The 22,171-nt window shown below is 69.4% G+C and carries 19 protein-coding genes; 9 read left to right on the top strand and 10 right to left on the bottom strand.

Annotation, left to right across the window (positions count from 1 at the left end; translation table 11 throughout):
• Positions 1-3: 3 nt before the first annotated feature.
• The 10 genes from AC1HC7_RS11725 to AC1HC7_RS11770 all read right to left on the bottom strand — a co-directional run bounded on the left by AC1HC7_RS11725 (position 4) and on the right by AC1HC7_RS11770 (position 13,090).
• Entirely contained in the window at positions 4-1,371 is a 1,368-nt protein-coding gene (locus tag AC1HC7_RS11725) for a cbb3-type cytochrome c oxidase subunit I (protein ID WP_479497479.1), read from the bottom strand.
• Positions 1,372-1,384: 13 nt separating this feature from the next.
• A complete protein-coding gene (locus AC1HC7_RS11730; protein ID WP_479497480.1) occupies positions 1,385-1,837 on the bottom strand; it encodes a c-type cytochrome in 453 nt (150 codons plus the stop codon).
• Positions 1,838-2,032: 195 nt separating this feature from the next.
• Entirely contained in the window at positions 2,033-2,995 is a 963-nt protein-coding gene (locus AC1HC7_RS11735) for an FAD:protein FMN transferase (protein ID WP_479499042.1), read from the bottom strand.
• Positions 2,992-3,507: a nitrous oxide reductase accessory protein NosL gene (locus AC1HC7_RS11740; protein WP_479497482.1), complete on the bottom strand. Its 516-nt coding sequence runs from the start codon at positions 3,505-3,507 to the stop codon at positions 2,992-2,994. The genes AC1HC7_RS11735 and AC1HC7_RS11740 overlap by 4 nt, the downstream gene beginning before the upstream one ends.
• Positions 3,504-4,325: an ABC transporter permease gene (locus AC1HC7_RS11745; protein WP_479497502.1), complete on the bottom strand. Its 822-nt coding sequence runs from the start codon at positions 4,323-4,325 to the stop codon at positions 3,504-3,506. Before AC1HC7_RS11745 ends, AC1HC7_RS11740 begins: the two co-directional genes overlap by 4 nt.
• Complete coding sequence (locus AC1HC7_RS11750) at positions 4,322-5,230, bottom strand: ABC transporter ATP-binding protein (protein WP_479497483.1); 909 nt, start codon at positions 5,228-5,230, stop codon at positions 4,322-4,324. Before AC1HC7_RS11750 ends, AC1HC7_RS11745 begins: the two co-directional genes overlap by 4 nt.
• Positions 5,227-6,516: a nitrous oxide reductase family maturation protein NosD gene (locus AC1HC7_RS11755; protein WP_479497484.1), complete on the bottom strand. Its 1,290-nt coding sequence runs from the start codon at positions 6,514-6,516 to the stop codon at positions 5,227-5,229. Before AC1HC7_RS11755 ends, AC1HC7_RS11750 begins: the two co-directional genes overlap by 4 nt.
• A gap of 2 nt (positions 6,517-6,518) precedes the next feature.
• Complete coding sequence (gene nosZ, locus AC1HC7_RS11760; protein WP_479497485.1) at positions 6,519-8,423, bottom strand: TAT-dependent nitrous-oxide reductase; 1,905 nt, start codon at positions 8,421-8,423, stop codon at positions 6,519-6,521.
• A gap of 62 nt (positions 8,424-8,485) precedes the next feature.
• Positions 8,486-10,714: a 4Fe-4S binding protein gene (locus AC1HC7_RS11765; protein ID WP_479499043.1), complete on the bottom strand. Its 2,229-nt coding sequence runs from the start codon at positions 10,712-10,714 to the stop codon at positions 8,486-8,488.
• Positions 10,715-10,894: 180 nt separating this feature from the next.
• Entirely contained in the window at positions 10,895-13,090 is a 2,196-nt protein-coding gene (locus AC1HC7_RS11770; protein WP_479497487.1) for a 4Fe-4S binding protein, read from the bottom strand.
• Positions 13,091-13,256: 166 nt separating this feature from the next.
• On the opposite strand from AC1HC7_RS11770, the gene AC1HC7_RS11775 reads away from it, so the two are divergent.
• The 9 genes from AC1HC7_RS11775 (at position 13,257) to AC1HC7_RS11815 (ending at position 22,134) form a co-directional block, all read left to right on the top strand.
• Positions 13,257-15,011, top strand: a complete 1,755-nt coding sequence (locus tag AC1HC7_RS11775; protein ID WP_479497488.1) for a cytochrome D1 domain-containing protein — start codon at positions 13,257-13,259, stop codon at positions 15,009-15,011.
• Between the two features lie 103 nt (positions 15,012-15,114).
• Positions 15,115-15,903: a uroporphyrinogen-III C-methyltransferase gene (cobA, locus tag AC1HC7_RS11780; protein ID WP_479497489.1), complete on the top strand. Its 789-nt coding sequence runs from the start codon at positions 15,115-15,117 to the stop codon at positions 15,901-15,903.
• Complete coding sequence (locus tag AC1HC7_RS11785; RefSeq protein WP_479497490.1) at positions 15,896-16,216, top strand: c-type cytochrome; 321 nt, start codon at positions 15,896-15,898, stop codon at positions 16,214-16,216. The genes cobA and AC1HC7_RS11785 overlap by 8 nt, the downstream gene beginning before the upstream one ends.
• Entirely contained in the window at positions 16,213-17,403 is a 1,191-nt protein-coding gene (locus AC1HC7_RS11790) for a cytochrome D1 domain-containing protein (protein ID WP_479497491.1), read from the top strand. Before AC1HC7_RS11785 ends, AC1HC7_RS11790 begins: the two co-directional genes overlap by 4 nt.
• Positions 17,404-17,405: 2 nt before the next feature.
• Positions 17,406-18,401, top strand: a complete 996-nt coding sequence (gene ahbB, locus AC1HC7_RS11795; RefSeq protein WP_479497492.1) for a siroheme decarboxylase subunit beta — start codon at positions 17,406-17,408, stop codon at positions 18,399-18,401.
• Positions 18,398-18,883: an Lrp/AsnC family transcriptional regulator gene (locus AC1HC7_RS11800; RefSeq protein WP_479499044.1), complete on the top strand. Its 486-nt coding sequence runs from the start codon at positions 18,398-18,400 to the stop codon at positions 18,881-18,883. The genes ahbB (AC1HC7_RS11795) and AC1HC7_RS11800 overlap by 4 nt, the downstream gene beginning before the upstream one ends.
• Positions 18,880-19,371, top strand: coding sequence for a siroheme decarboxylase subunit beta (gene ahbB / locus AC1HC7_RS11805; protein ID WP_479497494.1), 492 nt, complete (start codon positions 18,880-18,882; stop codon positions 19,369-19,371). The genes AC1HC7_RS11800 and ahbB (AC1HC7_RS11805) overlap by 4 nt, the downstream gene beginning before the upstream one ends.
• Positions 19,371-20,594: a heme d1 biosynthesis radical SAM protein NirJ gene (nirJ, locus tag AC1HC7_RS11810; protein WP_479497495.1), complete on the top strand. Its 1,224-nt coding sequence runs from the start codon at positions 19,371-19,373 to the stop codon at positions 20,592-20,594. The genes ahbB (AC1HC7_RS11805) and nirJ overlap by 1 nt, the downstream gene beginning before the upstream one ends.
• Entirely contained in the window at positions 20,569-22,134 is a 1,566-nt protein-coding gene (locus AC1HC7_RS11815; protein ID WP_479497496.1) for a cytochrome D1 domain-containing protein, read from the top strand. Before nirJ ends, AC1HC7_RS11815 begins: the two co-directional genes overlap by 26 nt.
• Positions 22,135-22,171 lie beyond the last annotated feature (37 nt).

Here is a 22,171-nt window from a genome sequence, read left to right on the forward strand (position 1 = left end):
CGATCACTCCGCCGCGACCCGGTCGACGCCCTGCTCGATGAGTTCCTTGCGCGGCACGAGCACCGAGTAGATGAACAGCAGCGCGCCGAGCACCACCATGATCCCCGCGCCGAAGCGCATCAGGTAGAACAGCTGCAGCTGGTCCTGCACGTCCATGTAGTAGTCGCCGTTGACGCGCTGCAGGTGGGTCTGGATGGTGCCCGCCAGCGTCAGCACGATGGTCATGAACACCATGCCGCTCGACATCAGCCAGAACGAGGCCATGTTGAGCACCTGGTTGTAGGGATCGCGCCCCTTCAGGATCGGGAAGGCGTAGGTGAAGATCGCCAGGTTCAGCGACACATAGGCCCCGAAGAACGCCAGATGCCCGTGGGCGGCGGTGATCTGCGTGCCGTGGGTGTAGAAGTTCACCGCCGCGATGGTGTGAAGAAAGCCCCAGACCCCGGCCCCGAAGAAGGCCAGCGTGGCGCAGCCGAGCGACCACAGCAGCGCCGCCTTGTTGGGATGGTCCCGCCGGCCTTTCCAGACCATGACGAAGGCGAAGGCCATCATGGCGAAGAAGGGCACGATCTCGAAGGCCGAGAACACGGTGCCGAGCCACTGCCAGTAGCCGGGCGTGCCGATCCAGAAGTAATGGTGCCCGGTGCCGAGAATCCCCGAGAACAGCGCCGAGGCGACGATGACGTAAAGCCATTTCTCCACGATCTCGCGATCGACGCCGGTGAGCTTGAGCAGCAGGAAGGCGAGGATCGCCGCCATGATCAGCTCCCACACCCCCTCGACCCACAGATGCACCACATACCACCAGTACATCTTGTCGAGGCTGAGATTGCCCGGGTTGTAGAAGGCGAACAGGAACAGCAGCGCCAGGCCCCAGAGCCCCAGCAGCAGCACGTTGGAAATCACCGTCTTGCGGCCCTTGAGCACGGTCAGGGTGATGTTGAACAGGAACATCAGCGCCGCGACCACGATGCCCAGCTTCACCCATATGGGTTGTTCAAGGAACTCGCGCCCCTCGGCCCCCAGCAGGATGTTGCCCTCGAACAGGCCGAAGACGTAGGTGACCACCGCGCCCAGCGTGCCGACCACCATGATGGCCAGCTGAACATAGGCGATCATCGGCGAATAGATTTCGCGCTCGGCCTCCTCGGGGATGAGAAAATAGGCGCCGCCCATGAAGCCGACGATCAGCCAGACGATCAGCGCGTTGGTGTGCACCATGCGGATGACGTTGAAGGGCAGGATTTCGCTGAGCGTGTTGGGGGCCACGTAGATCCAGCCGGCCAGCAACCCGCCAAGCACCTGAATCGCGAACAGCGCCATGGCGACCAGGAAGTAGACCTGGGCGATCTTCTGGGTTTGGTATTTCATCGCTTGATCTCCTTCAGCCGGCGTCGTTGGGCGGCCAGCCCTGGGTGTCGATGGTTCCGGTCCACAGCAGGAAGTCGCTCAGATCGCGGATCTGCTGATCCGAAAGGTTGAACTGCGGCATCTGCCGGCGGCCCTCGATGCCCGAGGGCTGGGACTCCATCCAGGATTTCAGGGTTTCAAAGGCCGCTTCGGGATCGTCGGCGACGTCCCAGCGTTTCATCACATTGCCGAGTTCGGGCGCGAAATAGGCGCCTTCGCCAAGAATGGTGTGGCAGTTGATGCAGGCTTTCAGTTCCCACACGCGCTTGCCGCGCACCACGCCCTCGGTCAGGGTTTCCTTGTTGGTGGACTCGTCGACGATGTAGTTGTGGCTGTCCACGGACAGCGCAATGAAGATGATTATGAAGAACAGTGACCCGCCATAGAATATGTTGCGGGCCATGGATTTGGTCATGACTTCGCGCATCGCGCTCTCCTTCTCGGAGTCGTTTCGATGGCGCAAACATGGCGCAACGGGCGGCGGCCAGCCTTAACGAAAGTCAATTGCGCCGAGGTTTATGCGCGCGCGGCGCGGGGCGCGGGGCGGGGGCATTGACCCAGCCCCGCCGATCGGCGGGGGCGCGGCGTCCCGCGCCCGCTGGCCGTTGCCCTGTCGGGGGTCTCAGGCGTCGAGCGCGGCCTCCAGCGCGACGCCGGGATGCGCCGCCAGCGCGGCGTCGATTTCGCCGCGCGGCATCAGGCAGAACGCGGTGGACAGCCCGTCGGCCAGCGCCGCGCGGCTGGCGCCCGCCCGCGTCATCGCGGCCGACACCGAAACCAGTTTCCACCGCCCCCCCGGCGCGCCGGTGCGCGGATCGACAATATGCCCGACCCTGCCGGCGCGATCCAGCAGCGTGCCCAGCGGCGCGGAAGTCGCCAGCGCCCGGTCGTCGAGCCGCATGCGCCGCACGATCCTGCCGTCGGGCGTCGCCAGCCCGGCCCGCCACGGGGTTCCGTCGGCGCGCCGGCCCATGGCCGCGATCTCGCCCATGTCCACCAGCACGTCGGCAAGCCCGCGCGCCCGCAGCAGCGCCGCCACCCGGTCGGCGACATAGCCCTGCGCCACGCCGTTGAGCGTCAGCGCCATGCCCTTGCGCGCGAAGCCGATGTCGCCGTCATCCAGCCGCACATGCGCCCATCCGGCGCGCGCCCGCGCCGCGGCGATCTGGGATGCGCTCGGACGCCGCCCCGCCGCCGCCGCCTCGGCATGCAGCGCCCATAGCGGCTGTATCGACGGATCGAAGGCGCCCTCGGTGGTCCGGTGCAGCGCATCGCAAAGCGCCAGCACCTCGCGCAGCTCCGGCGGCGGGGCCTTCAGCGCGCCGTCGCGGTTCAGCGTCGCCAGCGCCGAATTCGCCCGGTGCAGACTGAACACCGCCTCCAGCCGGGCGACCTCGCGCTCCACGGCGGCGAAGGTCGCGGCGGCGGCGTCGGGCGTCAGCCCGATCAGGGTCATCGCGGCGCCGGCGCCCATCGCCGTGCCGCGCCACCTTGACGCCGGCGCCCCGCCGGCGGCGCGCGCGGCCCCGGACAGGGCGAGGCTCGCCGCCGAGATGCTGAGAAAACGTCGACGGGTCAGGTTCATGAGTCTCGATCTCCTGGCAGTTTGATGTCCACTTCGCCGAGCACCGCCTCGGCCGGAATGTCGCCGAAACCGATCACCGCGCCGCCGCGCGCCGCGGCGAAGGCCTCGGCGTCGGCGCGGTCGGAGAACGGCGCCAGATCCGGCGCGCCCATGCCGCCCACGGCGTCCGAGCCGACCACGAACAGCGCGTCCTTCGCCGGCATCCAGTTGTCGGCGCCCGGTTCGGCCCAGCTGGGCGCCATGCTCATGTCGCTGACATAGACGGCGAGCACATGGGCTTCGCGCTCGGGGCCGCGCAGATAGGCCAGCGCGTCGCGCACCTGCGCGAAGAAGATCGGATAGGGCATGCCCTCAAGATGGATCTGCGCCTTGGGCCCGTCATGTTCGAGGATCTGCATCTGGCAGAAATGCCCGAGCGAATCGCCGGTCAGGGGCGCGGGATCGGGGATCGCCGCGACCTCGTCCCTGCAGGCGGCGAGCGTCAGCAGCAGCAGCGCCAGCGCGATCCTCATGGCTCGACCCGCCCGAAGGCGGCGCGCGCCAGCCACAGCGCGATCAGCGGCCAGGCCAGCGCCGACAGCGGCGCCGCCCAGACCGGCAGCGCCGAGGCCGCGCCGGTCATGCCCGAGGCCAGCGCCAGATTGTCCGAGGCGGCGACATTCCACAGCCGGAACGCATCCGCCGGATTGGCCGCCAGCAGCCACGGGAACACGTGGCGCGTGAAGGCGCCGTCGGCGTCGTAGACCACGGCGCCCAGCATGCCGAGATCGTAGAGCACCACGAAAACCAGCCAGACCCCCGCCGCCAGCCCCGCCGCCCCCGCCGAACTGCCCGCCAGCGCCGACACCGCGTAGCCCAGCGCCAGAAACGCCGCCCCCAGCAGGATCGAGGTGGCGATCAGGCGCGCCAGCGCGGCAAGGCTTTCCGCCCCCGCGCCGCCGGTCAGCGCCGCCGCCGCCCCGGCGGATCCGAACCCCACGGCGACCGCGAAGCCCAGCGTGCCCAGATGCGCCAGGAACTTGCCGACCAGGATCTCCCCCCGCGAGGCGGGGTGGCTCAGCAGCAGCGCCAGACCGCCGCGCTCGACCTCGCCGGCGATGGCGTCGAAGGCCATCATCAGCGCGATCAGCGGCGCCAGATACACCGCCAGCGTGGTCATGGAGGCCACGGACACGGTCAGCAGATCAACCCCGAGCGACCCCGTCGGCGCCGCGCCCGCGAAGGTCAGCGCCAGCGCGAACAGCGTCATCAGCGCGGTGGCCATGGCCAGCCATCGGTTGCGCCGCGCGATGCGCAGCTCGACATGCGCGATTGCCAGAACCCGGTTCAGCATGGGCGACGCTCCTGCGAATAATGGCGGTAAAGGTCCTCGAGGCTCGGCGGCGTCATCTCCATGTCGGCGACCAGCGGCCCCAGCGCGGCGATGCGGCCCAGACAGGCCATTTTTTCGCCAGGGGCGCAGATCAGGTCCAGCGAGGCGCCGTTCACCCGCCGCCCGCCGAGCCGCGCGAACACCTCGTCGCCGGCGCCGGCCCGGGCCTTCAGGCGGATGCGGATCGGCAGCGCGGCGCCGGCGCGCAGGTTCGACAGCGTGTCATTGGCCACCAGCCGGCCCTTGCGCAGGATGGCGATGCGGTCGGTGCGCGCCTCCATCTCGGTCAGCGCGTGCGAGGCGATCAGCACCGCCGCCCCCTGCGCCGCCATTTCGTCGATGATCGCGTAAAGATCGTGGCGCGACACCGGGTCGAGCCCGCTGGTGGGTTCGTCCAGCAGCGCCACGCGCGGGCGCCCCAGCAGCGCCTGCGCCAGGCCCAGCCGCTGGCGCATGCCCTTGGACCAGCCGCCGATGCGCCGGTCGGCGGCGTCCGCCAGCCCGACGCGGGCCAGCAATGGCGCCGCGGCGCTGGCCGGTTCGCCGGCCAGCCGGGCGAAAAGCGTCAGCTGTTCGCGCCCGGTGAGCGCGCGGTGAAAGGCCACCGCCTCGGGCAGATAGGCGGTGGCGGCGCGCGCCGCGGCCCCGCCGGGCGCGGCGCCGGCCACCTCGATGCGCCCGGAATCGGGGCGCAGCAGCCCGAGGATCAGCTTGATCAGCGTCGATTTCCCGGCGCCGTTATGGCCCAGCAGCGCCAGGCGCTCGCCGGGGCGCAGGGTCAGGCTCACCTCGTCGAGCGCCGCGACGCCGTTGAAATCCTTGCGCAGGGCTTCGATGGTCAGGGGCGATGTCGCGTCGGTCATGACTGGCCTCCGGTTGCGGGGCGCGCGGCCCCGGGCCACGCCGGCACGGCGATCTCCACCGGGCGCATCAGCGGCGCGCTGTCGATGACGCCGCCCGGCAGCAGCGCCGGAAACGCCGACTGCGCCCAGCGGATCAGCTGCACCGCGGGGGATCCGAGCAGCAGCTTCGCCGCCGGCTGGGTCCACAAGACATGATCCATGGCGTCGTTGGGGCGGTAGGGCATGTCCGCGACGCCGTCGCCGTCCACGTCGAAGGCGGCGAAATCGCTCCAGTAATTGCCGCGCCCGTCGCTTGACCATTCCAGCCAGCGCGCGCCGACGTATTTCACCTGCGTGCGATTGCCGACGAAGGCGTTGCCGGCGATGGCGTTGCGTTCCGACCCGGCGGTGAAATGGATGCCGATGGCGCAGCCTTCGAAGCGGTTGCCGACAATGCGGTTCTTGTGGGCGTTGTAGAAGAAGGCGCAGCGATTGGCGCCGTTTCGCACCAGATTGCCGGTGATCTCGGACTGGGTGGCGTAGTTGAGCATGATCCCGTGTTCGCGATCGCCGATCGAGACGTTGTTCGCGATGCGCATGCGCTTGGAGAACATCAGCGCATAGCCCAGATCATTGCCGATCGACAGGTTGCCCGAGACCTCGCTGTCATTGGCGTACATGTAGTGGATGGCGAAGCGCAGGTCGCGAAACCGGTTGTCGCGAAAGGCGTTGTTGCGCGAGGTGTTGACGAAGATCCCGTCGCGGCCCCAGCGGATGTCGTTGCGTTCGACCCGCGCGCCGGGGGCGTTCCAGACATAGACCCCGTTGCCCCGGTCGTTGACGCGATGGTCGCGCCGCCCCTCGATGACGTTGCCCATGACCCGCGCGTCGCGCGCGCCGTGCACGTTGACCCCGTAGAGATTGCCGATCAGCCGGTTGTCCCGGACCACGGCGCGCAGGGCGGTCTTGGCCAGCGTCACCCCGGAATCGACGGTTTCGTGCGAATCGCCGGACCCGGCGATGATCAGCCCGCGCAGGGTCACGTCGGGCGCGGCCACGGTGACGACGCTGCCGACGCGCGCGCCGGTCAGTTCGGCGACCCCGCCCCCGTCGAGCGTCAGGGGGCGGTCGATGACGATGCCCCCCCGATGCCGCCCCGCCGCCAGGCGCAGGACGTCGCCGTCCCGCGCCTGCGCCAGGGCGTTGGCCAGCGCGCCCGGTTCGGCCGCCACCATGCGCTCCGCCGCCGCCAGCGGCGGGACGGACAGCGCCAGCAGGATGGCGGCGAGGACCCGGACGCGCCGCATGGTCAGGCGCCCCGCGGCTCGACCAGCATGCGGCCGCGCATCTCCATGTGCAGCGCATGGCAGAACCACTGGCAGTAGAACCAGTGCACGCCGGGACGTTCGGCGATGAAGGTCACCGAGGCGGTGGCCTGCGGCGCCACCTCCATGGCCACGCCGAAATTGGCCATGGTGAAGCCGTGGGTCAGGTCGTCGATGTCGTCGATGTTGGTGATGTAGATCGTCACCTCGTCGCCCTGCCTGACCGTGAACTTCTCCAGGCTGAAGGTCGGCGCGCTCGACGCCATGTAGACGCGCACCTTGTTGCCGTCGCGGATGGGTTCGTCGGCGCCTTCCTCCAGATCCACGCCGTCGGCCCTGGCCTGGGCCACGGCCTCCGCGAACATGGGATCGTCGCGTTTCCACAGCACGTCCGGGTTCACCTTGGAGCGGTGCACGATGATGCAGTCATGGGGCTCGGCGAAGGTCGGGCCGTCATGCACCAGCTTCATCTCGTCGCCCGAGATGTCGATCAGCTGATCGTTCTCGGGCTTCAGCGGCCCCACGTTCAGGAACCGGTCCTTGGAGAACTTGTTGAGCGAGACCAGCCATTTGCCGTCGGCTTCCCTGGTTTCGCCCATGGAGGTGTGGTTGTGGCCCGGCTGGTAATGCACGTCCAGCTTGGAATGGATCGGGTCCACGTCTTCGCCCGCATAGGCGCGGATCGCCTTGTCCACGTCCCATTTCACCACCTGGCTGTCGAGGAACAGCGTGGTGTAGGCGAAGCCGCGATTGTCGAACGCGGTGTGCAGCGGCCCGAGGCCGAGCTGCGGTTCGGCGACGATGCAGGACCGCGGGTCGGCGTCATCGGCGAACAGCGCGTCCACCTTGGTCACGTCGATCACCGAGACCGTGGGCGACAGCTTGCCGTTGATCATGATGTGCTTGCCGTCGGGCGAGGCGTTGACCCCGTGCGGCGAATTGGGGATCGGCACGTAGCGGGTGTATTTCGACCCCTTGCGCCCGTCGAGCACCCGAACGCCGTTCAGCATCTGCCCGTCGCCCGCCGCGACCCCGGCCTCGATGGCCTTGAGGTTGAAGACCACCACGTGGTCCATCTCGGATTCCGTCATCTCGGCCAGGTTCATGCCCATTTCCGAGTTGTAGGAGGTCGAGAAGGCGTATTTGCCCTGATAGTCGCAATCGGTGTTGTCGAGGTTGCCGCTGACGATCACCTGCCAGGCGACCTTCATCTCGTCGCCATCGACGGCGGTGAAGATGCAGACGTATTCGCCGGGCTCGTCGAGGATCTTGCCGTCATTGACCAGCGGCGCCTCGTGTTCGCCATTGGCGAAGATGTAGCCGGTGCGCGGGAATTTCTGCGGGCGCAGGCCGTGGATGTCGTTGGCGTTGGGGATCTCGATGATCTTGTCGCATTTCATCACGTCGCAGCGCACCCGGGCGACGCGGGTGTTGGCCTTGTCGTTCATGAACAGATAGCGCCCGTCATAGACGCCGTCGGTGAAGGACATGTGCGGGTGATGCAGGTCGCCGTTGTCGTAGGTCTTCTTGCCCTGCGCGGCCAGATAGGCCCTGGTTTCGGGCAGCAGGCCCTCGGTGAGGATCTTCATCGATTCATTGGTCTGCCCCCAGCCGGTGGCCGAGCAGCGGTTGAACACCGGCACGCGCATCAGTTCGCGCATCGACGGCACGCCCATGATGCGCAGCTCGCCGGACTGGCCCGAGGACCAGAAGCCGTAGTATTCGTCGAGTTCGCCGGGCTTCAGCGCCACGGCGTCGCCCGAGGCCTGCGCCGCGGTGGCGCCCACGGCCACCGCGCCGGCGGCCGTCGAGGCCAGCAGCGCGCCGCCCGCCGACACGCCGAACATCTCGCGGCGGGTCACGTTCAGGGTCTTGGTTTCGTCAGACATCGTTTCCTCCATTCGTGGATCGGCATTGGTCTGGTCGGTCGCCGCCGCCCGCGCCCGGCGGGTCAGGCGGCGGGTTTGTCGTTGGTTCCGGTCGGGTCGGGCGCGGCGGCGGTCCGCCTGCCCGCCAGCGCGCTGTCCAGCGCCCCGCCGCTGACCTTGGCGCTCCTGGCCTGGGCCGCGCGGCGCTTGAGCTGGCGGATCACCACCGGGCATTTGGCGTCGGACTGGTAGAGCACCTGGCAATGCAGGCAGTTGATGCATTCGTTGGGGTTGATTTCCCCCGTGGGGTGGATCGCCTGCACCGGACATTCATGGGCGCAGGTCTGGCAGGGGCTGCCGCAGTCGCGATAGCGCTTCAGCCAGTCGAACATGCGCAGCCGCGCCGGGATCGCCAGCGCCGCGCCCAGCGGGCACAGGTAGCGGCAATAGAAGCGCTCCACGAACAGCCCGGCCAGCAGCAGCAGCGCGGCGAACAGCACGAAAGGCCAGGCGCGGGCGAATTTCAGGATGATCGCGGTCTTGAAGGGTTCGACCTCGGCATAGGTCTCGGCCAGCGGAATGGATGCCAGCGACACCCCGAACAGCCCCAGGAAGATCATGTATTTCAGCGGCCAGAGCCGTTCGTGCAGCCCCCAGGGCAATTCCCATTGCGGCACGCGCAGGGCCCGCGCGACGCGGTTGGTCAGTTCCTGCAGCGCGCCGAAGGGGCAGAGCCAGCCGCAATAGGCGCCCCGCCCCCAGAACAGCAGCGAGGCGGCGACCGCGAACCACAGGATGAACACCAGCGGGTCGAGCAGGAAGGCGTCCCAGGAAAATCCGCTGACCAGCGATCCCGCCAGCGCCATCAGATTGACCACCGAAAGCTGCGCGTTGGCGTACCAGCCGAGGAACGCCAGCGTCACGCTCAGGAACCCCATGCGGAACCAGAACACCGCGCGTTCGTTGCGGGTGAGCTGGTGCTGGAAGAAGAACACCCCGGTCAGCACCAGCAGCATCGCCACGAGCCCGGCGATCTCCGCCTGCCGGTCGCGCCAGATCCGCTGCCACAGCGCCGCCTTGGCGGCGGCCTCCTCCTCGCTTTCGCTCAGGCCCGGGCCCGCGGGCGCGGGGGCCAGCGGCGCCAGATGCGCCTCCGGCAGCCGGTAGCCCAGATCGAAGGTCAGGAAGCTTTTCCGCACCGGCCCCACGGGGCGATTGACCAGCAGCTGCAGGCGCCAGGGCGCCGCCGGGTCAAAGCCCGACTCCGCCGGGATCCTGAACAGGTCGATCTCGGTGAAGCTCGGCGCGCCGCTGGCCGCCAGCCCGCCCAGGCGGCGGTGCTGCTTGTCGAAGAACCGCACCGACACGTCGCCCTGAATCAGCTGGATGCGGTCGAAGATGCCGCCGCGCACATAGCCCGAACCCTTGAACGAATAGCGCCCGCGCCCGAGCACGAGGATCGCCTGCTCGCCGTCCTTGAGCCAGTCGCGCAGATTCTGGTATTCGGCTTCGCCCAGCAGCGTCAGGCCGATGGAGGGCGCGCTGACCAGCGCCGCGCGCATGTCGATGAACAGGTCGGTGTCAGGGCCTTTTTCCGGCCGCGCCGCGGCGCGGGCATCGCCCGAATCCGCGAAGGCGGCGTTGATCTGACCCACGTCGAGCGACAGCCCCCGCACCGACCCGTCCCCCGCCAGCGTCTGCCAGTCCGAGATCACCCGGCGCGCCGGATCGATCTCGCGGCGCGGGCCGGTGGCCTGCACCGCCGCGAGCCCGCCCAGCCCCAGCGCGCGCGCCACCTTCAGCCCGGCGCGCACGATGGAATCGTCGATCACCATCACCGTCACCGTGGCGCCCGATATGATGTCGAGGTCATGGGCCGACCCGCCCGCCGCCGCCTCGGCCTTCAGATCGAGCCCGGCATAGCCCTTGATCAGGCGGCGCACCTTGGATTCGGGGATGCCGATCAGCACGATCGGCTCGGAATGCTTCACCAGCTTGACGCCGGTCAGCAGCGCGTCGGGATCGATCGCCGCGACCACGTAGATCGGCTTGCCGGAATAACCGGTGGCGCCGACGAAATCGGTGTTCAGGAACGCCCAGGCCACGGTTTCGCCGGCCTTCAGCACCGGGGCGACGGCGACATCCTCGCGGATCGGGCCGAAAGCGGTGGCGCCGGGGGCCAGGTCGCCGGGCTCGACCTTGGCGAGGAACCGGGCGAGATCGGCGGCGCGCGCGTCCTGCGGCGCGGCCAGGGCGCTCAGCAGCGCCGCCAGAAAGGTCAGAACGAACGCGATGGGAAAGCGTGGGCTCAAGGGAGATCCTCCGAAACTGCGGGGGCAACCTGATGGATTCGCCGCGCCGCCGCCTTGACTATCGTTAAGCCGCGCCGCCGCCGCGCCGGGGGACACCCCCAAGCTCGGCCCCGGGTTTCCGCGGCGGCGTCAGTCTTTCGTCATCGCCGCGACTGTCGCCCCGCATGGCCGGCGGCGCGGCTATTTCGCGCCGCCGGCGGGGGCTGCGGGCGGCGCGGGGGGGGGCGCGGCATTCTTCGCGGGGGGCCTCGCCGCGGGCGGGGCGCGCCGGGCGCGGGCCAGCCGGTTCTTGAGCACGGTGCAGGCGGTTTCGTCATGGTAGATGGTCTGGCAGCGCAGGCACAAAATGCATTCGTTGGGATTGATCCGCCCCAGCGGGTCGATGGCGCCGACGGTGCATTCGCGTTCGCACAGCCGGCATTCGCGCCCGCATTGGGGCCGCCGGTTCAGCCAGTCGAACAGCTTAAGCTTGGCCGGGATCGCCAGGGCCGCGCCCAGCGGACACAGGTAACGGCAGTAGAAGCGTTCGATGAACAGCCCCGCCCCCAGCACCGCCGCCACGAACAGCAGGAACGGCCACGCGCGCATGAAGCGCAGCGAAATCGCGGTCTTGAAGGGTTCGACCTCGGCGACCTTCAGCGCCAGATCCATGGAATAGAAGGACAGCGCCAGAATCGCCACGAACAGCGTGTATTTCAGCGCCCAGAGGCGTTCCTGCACCACGAAGGGGATTTCGATCTGGGGCAGGCGGAAGCGGCGGGCGATCTGGTTGGTGATTTCCTGCAATGCGCCGAAGGGGCAGAGCCAGCCGCAATAGACCCCGCGCCCCCAGAACAGCAGCCCCAGCCCGACGAAGCTCCACAGCATGAACACCAGCGGCTCGATCAGGAAGGTTTCCCAGTGGAACCCCGACAGCAGCGATTGCAGGAAGGCCACCACCTGCACCACCGACAATTGCGCGCCGGCGATCCAGCCGAGCCAGACCAGCGTCACGCTCAGATACCCGATGCGCACCCCGCGCCACAGCTTCGGGCGGCGCACGAAGCTTTCCTGGAAGAACAGCATGGCGGCCAGCGTCGCCAGCATCGCCGCCACGCCGACGATCTCCACGCGCTTGCGCTGCCAGGCCGACACCCAGAGCGGCGCGGCCTCGGGCAGCGCCGACGCCGCCAGCAGGAACCGGGCGGGCAGGGCGTAGTCCAGCGCCACGGTCATCGAAACCGGGTCCCCGGCGGTCCTGCGCGTCGCCGTCACCTCGACCGTGAAGGGCCGGGCGGGGTCGAAGCGGTCGCCGGGCAGGCGGAACAGGCTGATTTCCTTGAAATCGGGCGCCCCGGCGGCGCGCAGCCTGGGGATGCGCTGGTAGTCTTCCTTGCGCAGGACGAAGACCTCGTCGCCCTGACGCACGCGGATGCGGTCGAACACCCCGGTCCTGCGCCAGTTGAGCCCGCGATGCGACTGCAACCCGCGCGAGGCCGCCAGCAGCGCCGAATCCCCCGGCGCCAGCCCGGCCAGCGCCCGCGTGTAGTCGAATTGACCGAGCAGGTTGCGCCCGATGCTCGGCGGGTCGAGCAGCGCCGCCCACAGTTCGATGAATGCGCCGTCCCCCGTGGGCGGCGGCGGCTTCGCCCCCGCCAGCGCCGCCGCGGCCTGATCCAGCGTCACCGTGACCGAGGCCAGCGCCCCGGCCCCGACCAGCGCCTCCCAGGACATGGGTTCGAACCGCGCCCGGTCCACCCGCGCCCCGCCGCCGGCGCCCCGGGCCAGCGCCAGCGCGCGGGCGGTGCGCAGGATGGCGTCGCGGATCACCCCGGTCGACACCGTGGCCCGGGCGATCACGTCGGGCAGGTCGTCGCGCGCCTCCAGATCCACGGGCCGCGCGCGGGTCAGATCGACGCCGGCGAACCCGTTCACGTAGCGCGCGATGTCGGCGGTGGAGATGCCCAGCGTCAGGATCGGTTCGTTATGGCGAATCAACCGGGCGCCGGCGATCCGCCCCTCCGGCGTCACCGCGACCAGCACGTCGATGGGCCGCCCGGAATAGCCCAGCGAGCGGGCAATTTCCCAGGTCGACGCGATATGCCCCAGCGGCCCTTCCGCCGTGTCCGCCGACCAGCCGGGGACGTCGCCCGCCTCGCGGATGACCCGCACCGGCCCGGCGACGCCGAACAGTTCGGCGGCCAGCGCCGCGTCGACCTCGGGGACCGGCGCCTCGGTCTGGAACCCGCCGCCGGTCGCCGCCCCCGCCGCCCGGGCCGAACCGCCCGCCATCAGCGCCGCCGCCGTCAGCGCCAGCGCAAAGACCAGCGCAAAGACCGGGGCGCGGCTGGCAGGAACGGGGGCCGGGGCTGAAGCAGGGGCCGGGGCCCGGATCATGGCCCGGATCATGGCCGGGAGGCGAATGGCGCGCATGGGACACTCCGCTGGTTTCGCGCGGACCATGCCGCGCGCGCCCCGCAATCGCCTTAACGAAAGTCAAGGCGCGCGGGCGGGGCCGGGGTCATCTTCCCCTCGCCTCACCAGCGCAACGGAGAAACCCGGCATGAAAACCATCCGCGACTTTCGGAGGCTTGCGCTCTCAGCGAGCATGGCGCTTCCGATGGCTTTCGTCGCTTCCGGAGTCTCGGCCCAGGACAAGCCTGCAAGCCACGGAGACACACCGGCCGCGGCCTATCAGCCAAGCATGACCACCCTCGGCCAGATCAACGTCGAGATCCCCGGCCGCAAGCCCGGCGATCCGGTGATCACGCCCTCTGAATTCCAGAAGGCCAGCACGATCTATTTCGAACGCTGCGCGGGCTGCCACGGCGTCCTGCGCAAGGGCGCGACGGGCAAGCCCCTGACCACCGACATCACCCGCGAGAACGGTTTTGAATATCTGAGGGATTTCATCACCTACGGGTCGCCGGGCGGCATGCCCAACTGGGGCACCAGCGGCAATCTCAGCGAGGAAGACGTGGACCTGATGGCCCGCTACCTGCTGATCGAGCCGCCGCAGCCGCCGGAATTCGGCATGGCCGAGATGCTCAAGACCTGGAAGGTCTTCGTCAGCCCCGATCAACGCCCGACCAGGAAGATGAACGACTGGGATCTCGACGGGCTGTTCTCGGTCACCCTGCGCGACGCCGGTCAGATCGCGCTGATCGACGGGTCCAGCTACGAGATCCGCACCATCATCGACACCGGCTACGCGGTGCACATCTCGCGCATTTCCGCCTCGGGGCGGTATCTGTTCGTGATCGGGCGCGACGCGCTGGTCAACATGATCGACCTGTGGATGGAGACCCCGGCCACCGTCGCCCAGATCAAGATCGGCGCCGAGGCGCGTTCGGTCGAGACCTCCAAATTCGAGGGCTACGAGGACAAATACGCCATCGCCGGGGCCTACTGGCCGCCGCAATACGTGATCATGGACGGCGACACGCTGGAGCCGAAGAAAATCGTGTCCACCCGCGGCATGATCTATGATTCGCAGGAATACCACCCCGAGCCCCGCGTGGCGGCGATCGTGGCCTCGCACTACCGGCCCGAATTCATCGTCAACGTCAAGGAAACCGGCAAGATCCTGCTGGTGGACTATTCGGACATCAAGAACCTGAAGACCACCGAGATCGAGGCCGAACGGTTCCTGCATGACGGCGGGTTCGACAGCACCAAGCGCTACTTCCTGACGGCGGCGAACGCCCGCGGCAAGATCGTGGTCATCGACACCAAGGAAGACACGCTGACCGCGATCCTGGAAAGCGGCGGCGAGGTGCCCCATCCGGGGCGCGGGGCCAACATCATGCACCCGACCTTCGGGCCGGTGTGGGTGACCTCGCATCTGGGCGACGAATCGGTGGCGCTGATCGGCACCGATCCCGAAGGCCACCCGGATCAGGCCTGGAAGCTGGTTCAGCAGCTCGAAGGCCTGGGCGGCGGGTCGCTGTTCGTGAAATCGCATCCCAGGTCGAACCACCTTTACGTGGATGCGCCGCTGAACCCCGATGCGGAGGTCTCGGCCTCGGTCGCGGTGTTCAACATCGACGAACTGGGCGTCGACGAGCCGCAGTTCACGGCGCTGCCGATCGGCGAATGGGCCGGCATCGCCGAGGGCCAGCCCCGTGTGGTGCAGGGCGAATTCAACATGGCCGGCGACGAGATCTGGTTCTCGGTCTGGAACGGCAAGTCCCAGGAATCGGCCATCGTCGTGGTTGACGACAAGACGCTGGAGCTCAAGCACGTGATCAAGGACAAGCGCCTGATCACGCCGACGGGCAAGTTCAACGTCTACAACACCCGCAACGACGTCTACTGATCCGCGTCCCTTGACGCGCATTGCGAAGGGCGGTCCGCCCGCCCTTCGCGCCCCAAGCCTTCCCAGCCCATTTCCAGTTCACAGCCTCGCGAGGGAGACCGACATGCTCAAACGGGGACGCGTGTTTCTGATCGGCGCCGGGCCCGGCGACCCGGACCTGCTGACGCTGAAGGCGGTGCGCGCGCTCGGTCGCGCGCAGGCGGTGGTCCATGACCGGCTGGTGTCGGACGCGGTGCTGGCGCTGTCGCCCCGCGGCGCGCGGATGATCGACGTGGGCAAGGCGCCCGGGCGCCACCCGGCGCCCCAGGCGCGCATCAATGAAATTCTCGTGGATCTGGGGCGTCAGGGCCTGACCGTGGCGCGCCTGAAGGGGGGCGATCCCTTCATATTCGGGCGCGGCGCCGAAGAGGCCGAGGCGCTCGACGCCGCCGGCATCCCCGTCGAGATCATCCCCGGCATCACCGCCGCCCAGGGCGCCGCCGCCGCCGCGCGGGTGCCGCTGACCCATCGCGGGCTGGCCGGCGGCGTGCGCTACCTGACCGGGCATCGTCAATGCGACGCGCCGCTGAATCACGACTGGGCCGGGCTGGCCGACCCGGCCACCACGCTGGTGGTCTACATGGGCGCGGCCAATATCGCCGAGATCGCCGCGCGGCTCATCGCCCATGACATGCCCGCCGACCTGCCGGTGCTGGCGGTGGCCTCGGCCACAACGCCCGCCGAACAGCGGCTGACGTCGACCCTGGCGCGCATCGGCGCCGCGGCCGGGGCGGCGCGGCTCGACGGCCCGGTGCTGTTCATCATCGGACATGTGGCGGCGCTGCATCGCGAATTGCCGCTGGCGGCGCTGATCGCCCAGCCGGCGCCGCTGGGCGAGGCCGCCTGTGCCTAGGTCCTTCGGTCTGGTCCTGATCGCCGCGCTCGCCGCCCTGCCCGGGGCCGGCGCGGCGCAGGACGGCGCCCGCGCCGCGGCGCTGGAACGGCTGGTGCGCCAGGATTGCGGATCCTGCCACGGCATGACCCTCAAGGGCGGGCTGGGGCCGGACCTGCGCGCCGAGACCCTCGCCGGCACGCCGCCCGAGACCCTGCGCGCGATCATTCTCGACGGCGTGCCCGGCACCGCGATGCCGCCCTGGCGCCCGCTGATGAGCGAAGACGACGCCGCCTGGATCGCCCGATACCTGCTGAAAGGAGACCAGCCATGACCCCCGCCGGGTTCTCGCGCCGCGCCGCGCTGGCGCTGATCGGCGCCGCGCCGCTGGCCGCGCCCGTCAAGGCCGCGCAAACGCCCGATTGCGCGCCGCTGCGCGCCACCGGCGACATGGGCGTGGCGGTGGAGCGGGCCACGGGGTCGCTGCTGATCCTGGATCGCTCCGAACGCGCCGCCATCGGGCGGGTCGAGGGGCTGGGCGACCTGTCCCACGCCACCGCGGTCTATTCGCCCGACGAACGCTTCGCCTATGTGTTCGGGCGCGACGGCGGGCTGAGCAAGGTGGACATCCTGGCCCAGACCGTCGCGAAGCGGATCCTGCAGTCGGGCAACGCCATCGGCGGCGCGATCTCCGACGACGGCAGGCTGGTGGCGGTGTCCAACTACACCCCCGGCGGCGTGCGGGTGTTCGACGCCGACAGCCTCGCCCCCGTCGCCGACATCCCCACGCAGTCGAAAACCATCGGGCTGGTGGACGCGCCGGGGCGGCGATTCGCGTTCACGCTCTGGGACAAGGGCGAGACCTGGATCGCGGATTTCGCCCGGGGCGGCGCGCCCGAGATCACCCGCATCCCCGGCATCGGGCGCAATCCCTATGACGCGCTGATCACCGGCGACGGGCGGCGCTACATCGCCGGGCTGTTCGGCGAGGACGGGCTGACCGCGCTTGACCTGTGGGATCCCGAGCCGGTCCCGCAGCGCATCCTGCCCGGATACGGGCGCGGCGAGGCGCCGCTGCCGGTCTACAAGATGCCCCATCTCGAAGGCTGGGCCCAGGCCGGCGACCGCTTCGTCCTGCCCGCCGTGGGCCGGCACGAGGTGCTGTGGATCGACGCCCGCGATTTCCGCGAACTGGGGCGCACGAAGACCCACGGCCAGCCGGTCTTCGCGGTGGCGCGCCCCGGCGGACGCCAGGTCTGGGTGAATTTCGCGCATCCGCTGAACGACACGGTGCAGGTGATCGACGCGGCCTCGGGCGAGGTGATCCACACCCTGACCCCGGGCCCCGCGGTGCTGCACATGGAATTCGCGCCGCGCGGGCAGGAGGTCTGGATCTCGGTGCGCGACGAAAACCGCATCGACGTCCACGACACCGCCACATTCGAGAAACTCGCCGAAATCCCGGCGAAAACCCCGTCGGGGATCTTTTTCACCGCGCGCGCGCATCGCATAGGGCTCTGAACATGGCCGTCACCCTCGACCCCACGGATCGCGCGCTGCTTGACGGATGGCAGCGGGACTTCCCGCTGACCCCCCGCCCCTTCGCCGAGATCGCCGCGGCGCTGGACCTGACCGAGACCAACGTCATCGAGCGCCTGCGCCGGCTGCGCGGGGTGGGCGCGGTCAGCCGGGTGGGCGGGGCGCTGCGCCCCGGCGCGGCGGGGGCGAGCACGCTGGCCGCCCTGTCGGCGCCGGAATGGCGCATCGACGAGATCGCCGAGATCGTCGGGGCCGAGCCGGGGGTCAATCATTCCTACCTGCGCGAAAACGACTGGAACATCTGGTTCGTGGCCACCGGCCCGGATCGCGCGCATGTGGACGCGGCGCTGGACAGGATCCGCGCCAACACCGGGCTTCAGGTGCTTGACCTGCGGCTGGTGCGCCCGTTCAACGTCGATCTGGGCTTCGCGCTGGACGGGTCGGGCCGGCCCTTGCCGCAGGCCCGCCCGGCGCCGGCGCGCGACGCCCTGCAGCCGGGGGATCGCGAGATCCTGCAGGCGATGTCGAGCGGGCTCGACCTGGTCGCCGCGCCGTTCCGGGCGCTGGCCGAGACCCTGGGCCGGCCCGAATCCGACATCCTGTCGCGTATCGCGCAGCTGTCGGCGGCGGGCGTGCTGTCGCGCGTTGGCGTCATCGTGCGGCATCGCGCGCTGGGCTGGCGGTCCAACGCCATGGTGGTCTGGCAGGCGCCCGACGACGACATCGAACGCGCGGGGCTGGCGCTGACAGCCGCGCCGGGCGTGACGCTGTGCTACCAGCGCAGCCCGGCGCCCGGGGTCTGGCCCTACAATCTTTATTGCATGATCCACGCGCGCAGCCGCCGCGAGGCGATGGACGCGCTCGACCTGGCGCGCCGTCGCGCCGGGCTCGAGGACGCGCCCCACCAGGTGCTGTTCAGCGTGCGCTGCTTCAAGCAGATCGGCGCGCTGGTGGCGCTGAAAGCCGGAGCGCCCGCATGACCCGCCGCCCCGATCCCGCGCGCCCCGATCCCGTGCGGCTCGACGCCGCGGACCGCGCCATCGTCAACGCGCTGCAGGAAGGCTTTCCGCTGACCCCGCGCCCCTATGCCGACGCCGCCGCGGCGCTGGGGCTGAGCGAATCCGACCTGATCGCCCGCCTGAAGCGCCTGCGCGAAACCCGCGTCATCACCCGCTTCGGGCCGTTCTACGACGCGGCGGCGCTGGGCGGCGCGTTCTGCCTATGCGCCATCGCCGCGCCGCAAGCCCGCTTTGACGAGGTCATGACCAAAGTCAATGCGCATCCGGAGGTGGCGCATAATTATCAGCGCGCGCATCGGCTCAACATGTGGTTCGTGCTGGCGACGGAAACCCCCGGCGCCATCGCCGCCACGGCGGACGCGATCGAAACGGAAACCGGGCTCGCGGTGCTGCGCTTTCCGAAGCTCGCGGAATTCTTCATCGGCTTCAGGGTGGCGGCATGACCATCGACGCAACGGATCGCAGGATCATCGCCGCCACGCAGGCGGGGCTGCCGCTGACCCCGGCGCCCTATGCCGCGGTGGCCGCCGATCTGGGGCTGGACGAAACCGACGTGATCGCCCGCATGGCCGCCATGCAGGCGCGCGGCGCGATCCGCCGCATCGGCGTCGCGCCCAATCACTACGCGCTGGGCATGACCGCCAACGGCATGACCGTCTGGGATGTCGACGACGCGCGGGCGATGGATCTGGGCGCCAGGACCGGCGCGCTGGATTTCGTGTCCCATTGCTATCTGCGCCCGCGCGCCCTGCCCGACTGGCCCTACAACCTGTTCGCCATGGTCCATGGCGCCGACCGCGCCGAGGTCGAGGCCAAGCGCGCGATCATCGCCGACCTGCTCGGCGACGCGTGCCGCGCCGGCGACACGGTCTATTCGACCCGGATCCTGAAAAAAGCCGGGCTTCGGCTTCGCAGCGAAGGAGCGCGCTGATGTTTCGCCTCACTCAGTACATGCGCCAGCTGGTGCGGCCGACCCCGGTTCGCGCGCGGCGCGACGGCCCGGTGAAGCCGGTGGTGATCTGGAACCTCACGCGGCGCTGCAACCTGCGTTGCCGGCATTGCTACACCGTGTCGGCGGATGTGGATTTTCCCGGCGAGCTGACCCATGCCGAGGCCATGGCCGTGCTGGAGGATCTGGGCGAATTCCGCATCCCGGCGCTGATCCTGTCGGGCGGCGAGCCGCTGGCGCGGCGCGACATGTTCGAGATCGCCGCGCGCGCCCGGCAGATGAAGCTGCATCTGGCGCTGTCCACCAACGGCACCGGCATCGTCGGGGCCATGGCCGACAAGGTGGCGGCGGCGGGGTTCGATTACGTGGGCATTTCGCTGGACGGCATCGGCGCCACCAATGACTGGTTCCGCGGCCAGACCGGGGCCTTCGACATGGCGCTGGCCGGGGTGCGGGCCTGTCGCAAGCGCGGCGTCAAGGTGGGGCTGCGCTTCACGCTGACCGAGGCCAACGCCGATCAGTTGCCGGACCTGCTGAAGCTGGCGGGCGACGAGGGCGTGGACAAGTTCTACCTGTCGCATCTGGTCTATGCCGGGCGCGGCGACAAGCATCGCGGCGACGACGCCAGCTGGGCGCGGTCGCGCCGCGCCATGGATCTGCTGATCGAGCGCGCCTGGGACGCGGCGCGGAACGACAAGCCGCTCGACATCGTCACCGGCAACAACGACGCCGACGCGGTGTATTTCCTGCAATGGGCGGCGCGGCGGTTCTCCGCCGACAAGGTGGCGCATCTGCGCGCGCATCTGGAATCCTGGGGCGGCAATTCCGCCGGGGTCGGGGTCGCCAATATCGACACGCAGGGCAAGGTGCATCCCGACACCTACTGGTCCGACTACACCATCGGCGACGTGCGCGAGACGCCGTTTTCGCGGCTGTGGACCGGCGAGGACCCCATGCTGGCGCAATTGCGGCTGCGCCCGCGGCCGTTGAAGGGCCGCTGCGGCGCCTGCGCCTACAAGAAGACCTGCGGCGGCAACACCCGCATCCGGGCGCTGCAACTGACCGGCGATCCCTGGGCCGAGGATCCGGCCTGCTACATGAGCGACGCCGAAATCGGCGTCGCCGCGGACGCCGAAGCGGCGCCGCGGCTCACCGTCACCCCGTTTCGCGGAAAATCCCATGACCCTGCGCATCGTTTCCAGTAGCGCGCTGATCGTCCTTCTGTCGCTGTCCGCCGCGGTCGCGCAGGCGGCGGCGGACGCGAAGGCGATCTACGCGACCCGATGCGCGTCATGCCACGGGGCGACGCGGCTGGGCGGGACCGGTCCGGCGCTGATCCCCCAATCCCTGCGCCGGATGCGCGGCCCGAAAATCGCCGCGGTGATCGCCGAGGGGCGCGTCGCCACGCAGATGCCCGGCTTCGCGGATCGCCTTGACGCGGCGCAGATCGCGGCGCTCGCCGACTACCTCGCGACGCCGCTCGACAGCATCCCGCCATGGGGCGCGGCCGAGATCGACGCCAGCCGCATCCTCAACCCCGACTACGTGGCCGCCGAGGCGCCGGTGTTCGACGCCGATCCGCTCAACGTGTTCCTGGTGGTGGAGACCGGCGACCACCATGTCAGCGTGCTCGACGGCGACAGGTTCGAGGTCATGGACCGCTTCCCCACCCCCTTCGCGGTGCATGGCGGACCGAAATTCACCCCGGACGGGCGCTACGTGTTCATCATGTCGCGCGACGGCTGGGTGCAGAAATACGATGTCTGGAGCCTGTCGGAGGTCGGCCGCGTGCGCGCCGGGCTCAACAGCCGCAACATCGCCATATCCAGGGACGGCAAGCATCTGGCGGTGGCCAATTACCTGCCGCGCACGCTCACCATCCTGTCCACGCGCGACCTGAGCGTGGAGCGGGTGTTCGAGGTGATCGCCCGCAACGGCGCCCGGTCCCGCGTGTCCGCCGTCTATCAGGCGCCGCCGCGCGACAGTTTCATACTGGCCCTGAAGGACGCTCCGGAAATCTGGGAAATCGCCACCGATCCCGCGGCCGATCCGGTCTATGAGGGGTTCGTGCACAGCCGCGAGAAAGGCATGATCGAGGCGCTGCCCTCGTCCAGCGGCCTGTTCGCGCGCCGCCGCATCGAACTGTCCGAACCCATCGACGATTTTTTCTTCACCCCGGATTACCGCCACCTCGTGGGCACGGCGCGGGACGCGGCGCGCGGGGTGGTGGTGAACCTCAATGTCGGGCGCGAAATCGCCGAATTGCCGCTGCCGGGAATGCCGCATCTGGGCTCGGGCATTTCATGGACCATGAACGGGCGGCGGGTGATGGCCACCCCGCATCTGCGCGAGGCGCGGATCTCGGTGATCGACACCGCAAGCTGGACCATCGTCAGGACCATCGACACGCTGGGCCCCGGATTCTTCCTGCGCAGCCACGAGAATTCGCCCTATATCTGGGCCGGGGTGTTCTTCGGCCCCAACCGCGACGCCATGCACGTGATCGACAAGCAGACGCTGGAGATCGTGCGCACCCTGCGCCCGGTTCCCGGGGCCACCGTGGCGCATGTGGAATTCGACCGCACCGGGGAACACGCGCTGGTCAGCGTCTGGGAAGATGACGGCGCGGTCATCGTCTACGACGCAAGGACGCTTGAGGAAATCAAGCGCCTGCCCATGCGCAAGCCATCGGGGAAATACAATGTCTGGAACAAGATCAGCTTTTCCGAGGGCACCAGCCACTGAGCGCGGGGGCGGCGCCGGCGGATCGGGCGCGCCGGCG

The sequence above is a fragment of the Oceanicella sp. genome (assembly GCF_056449545.1).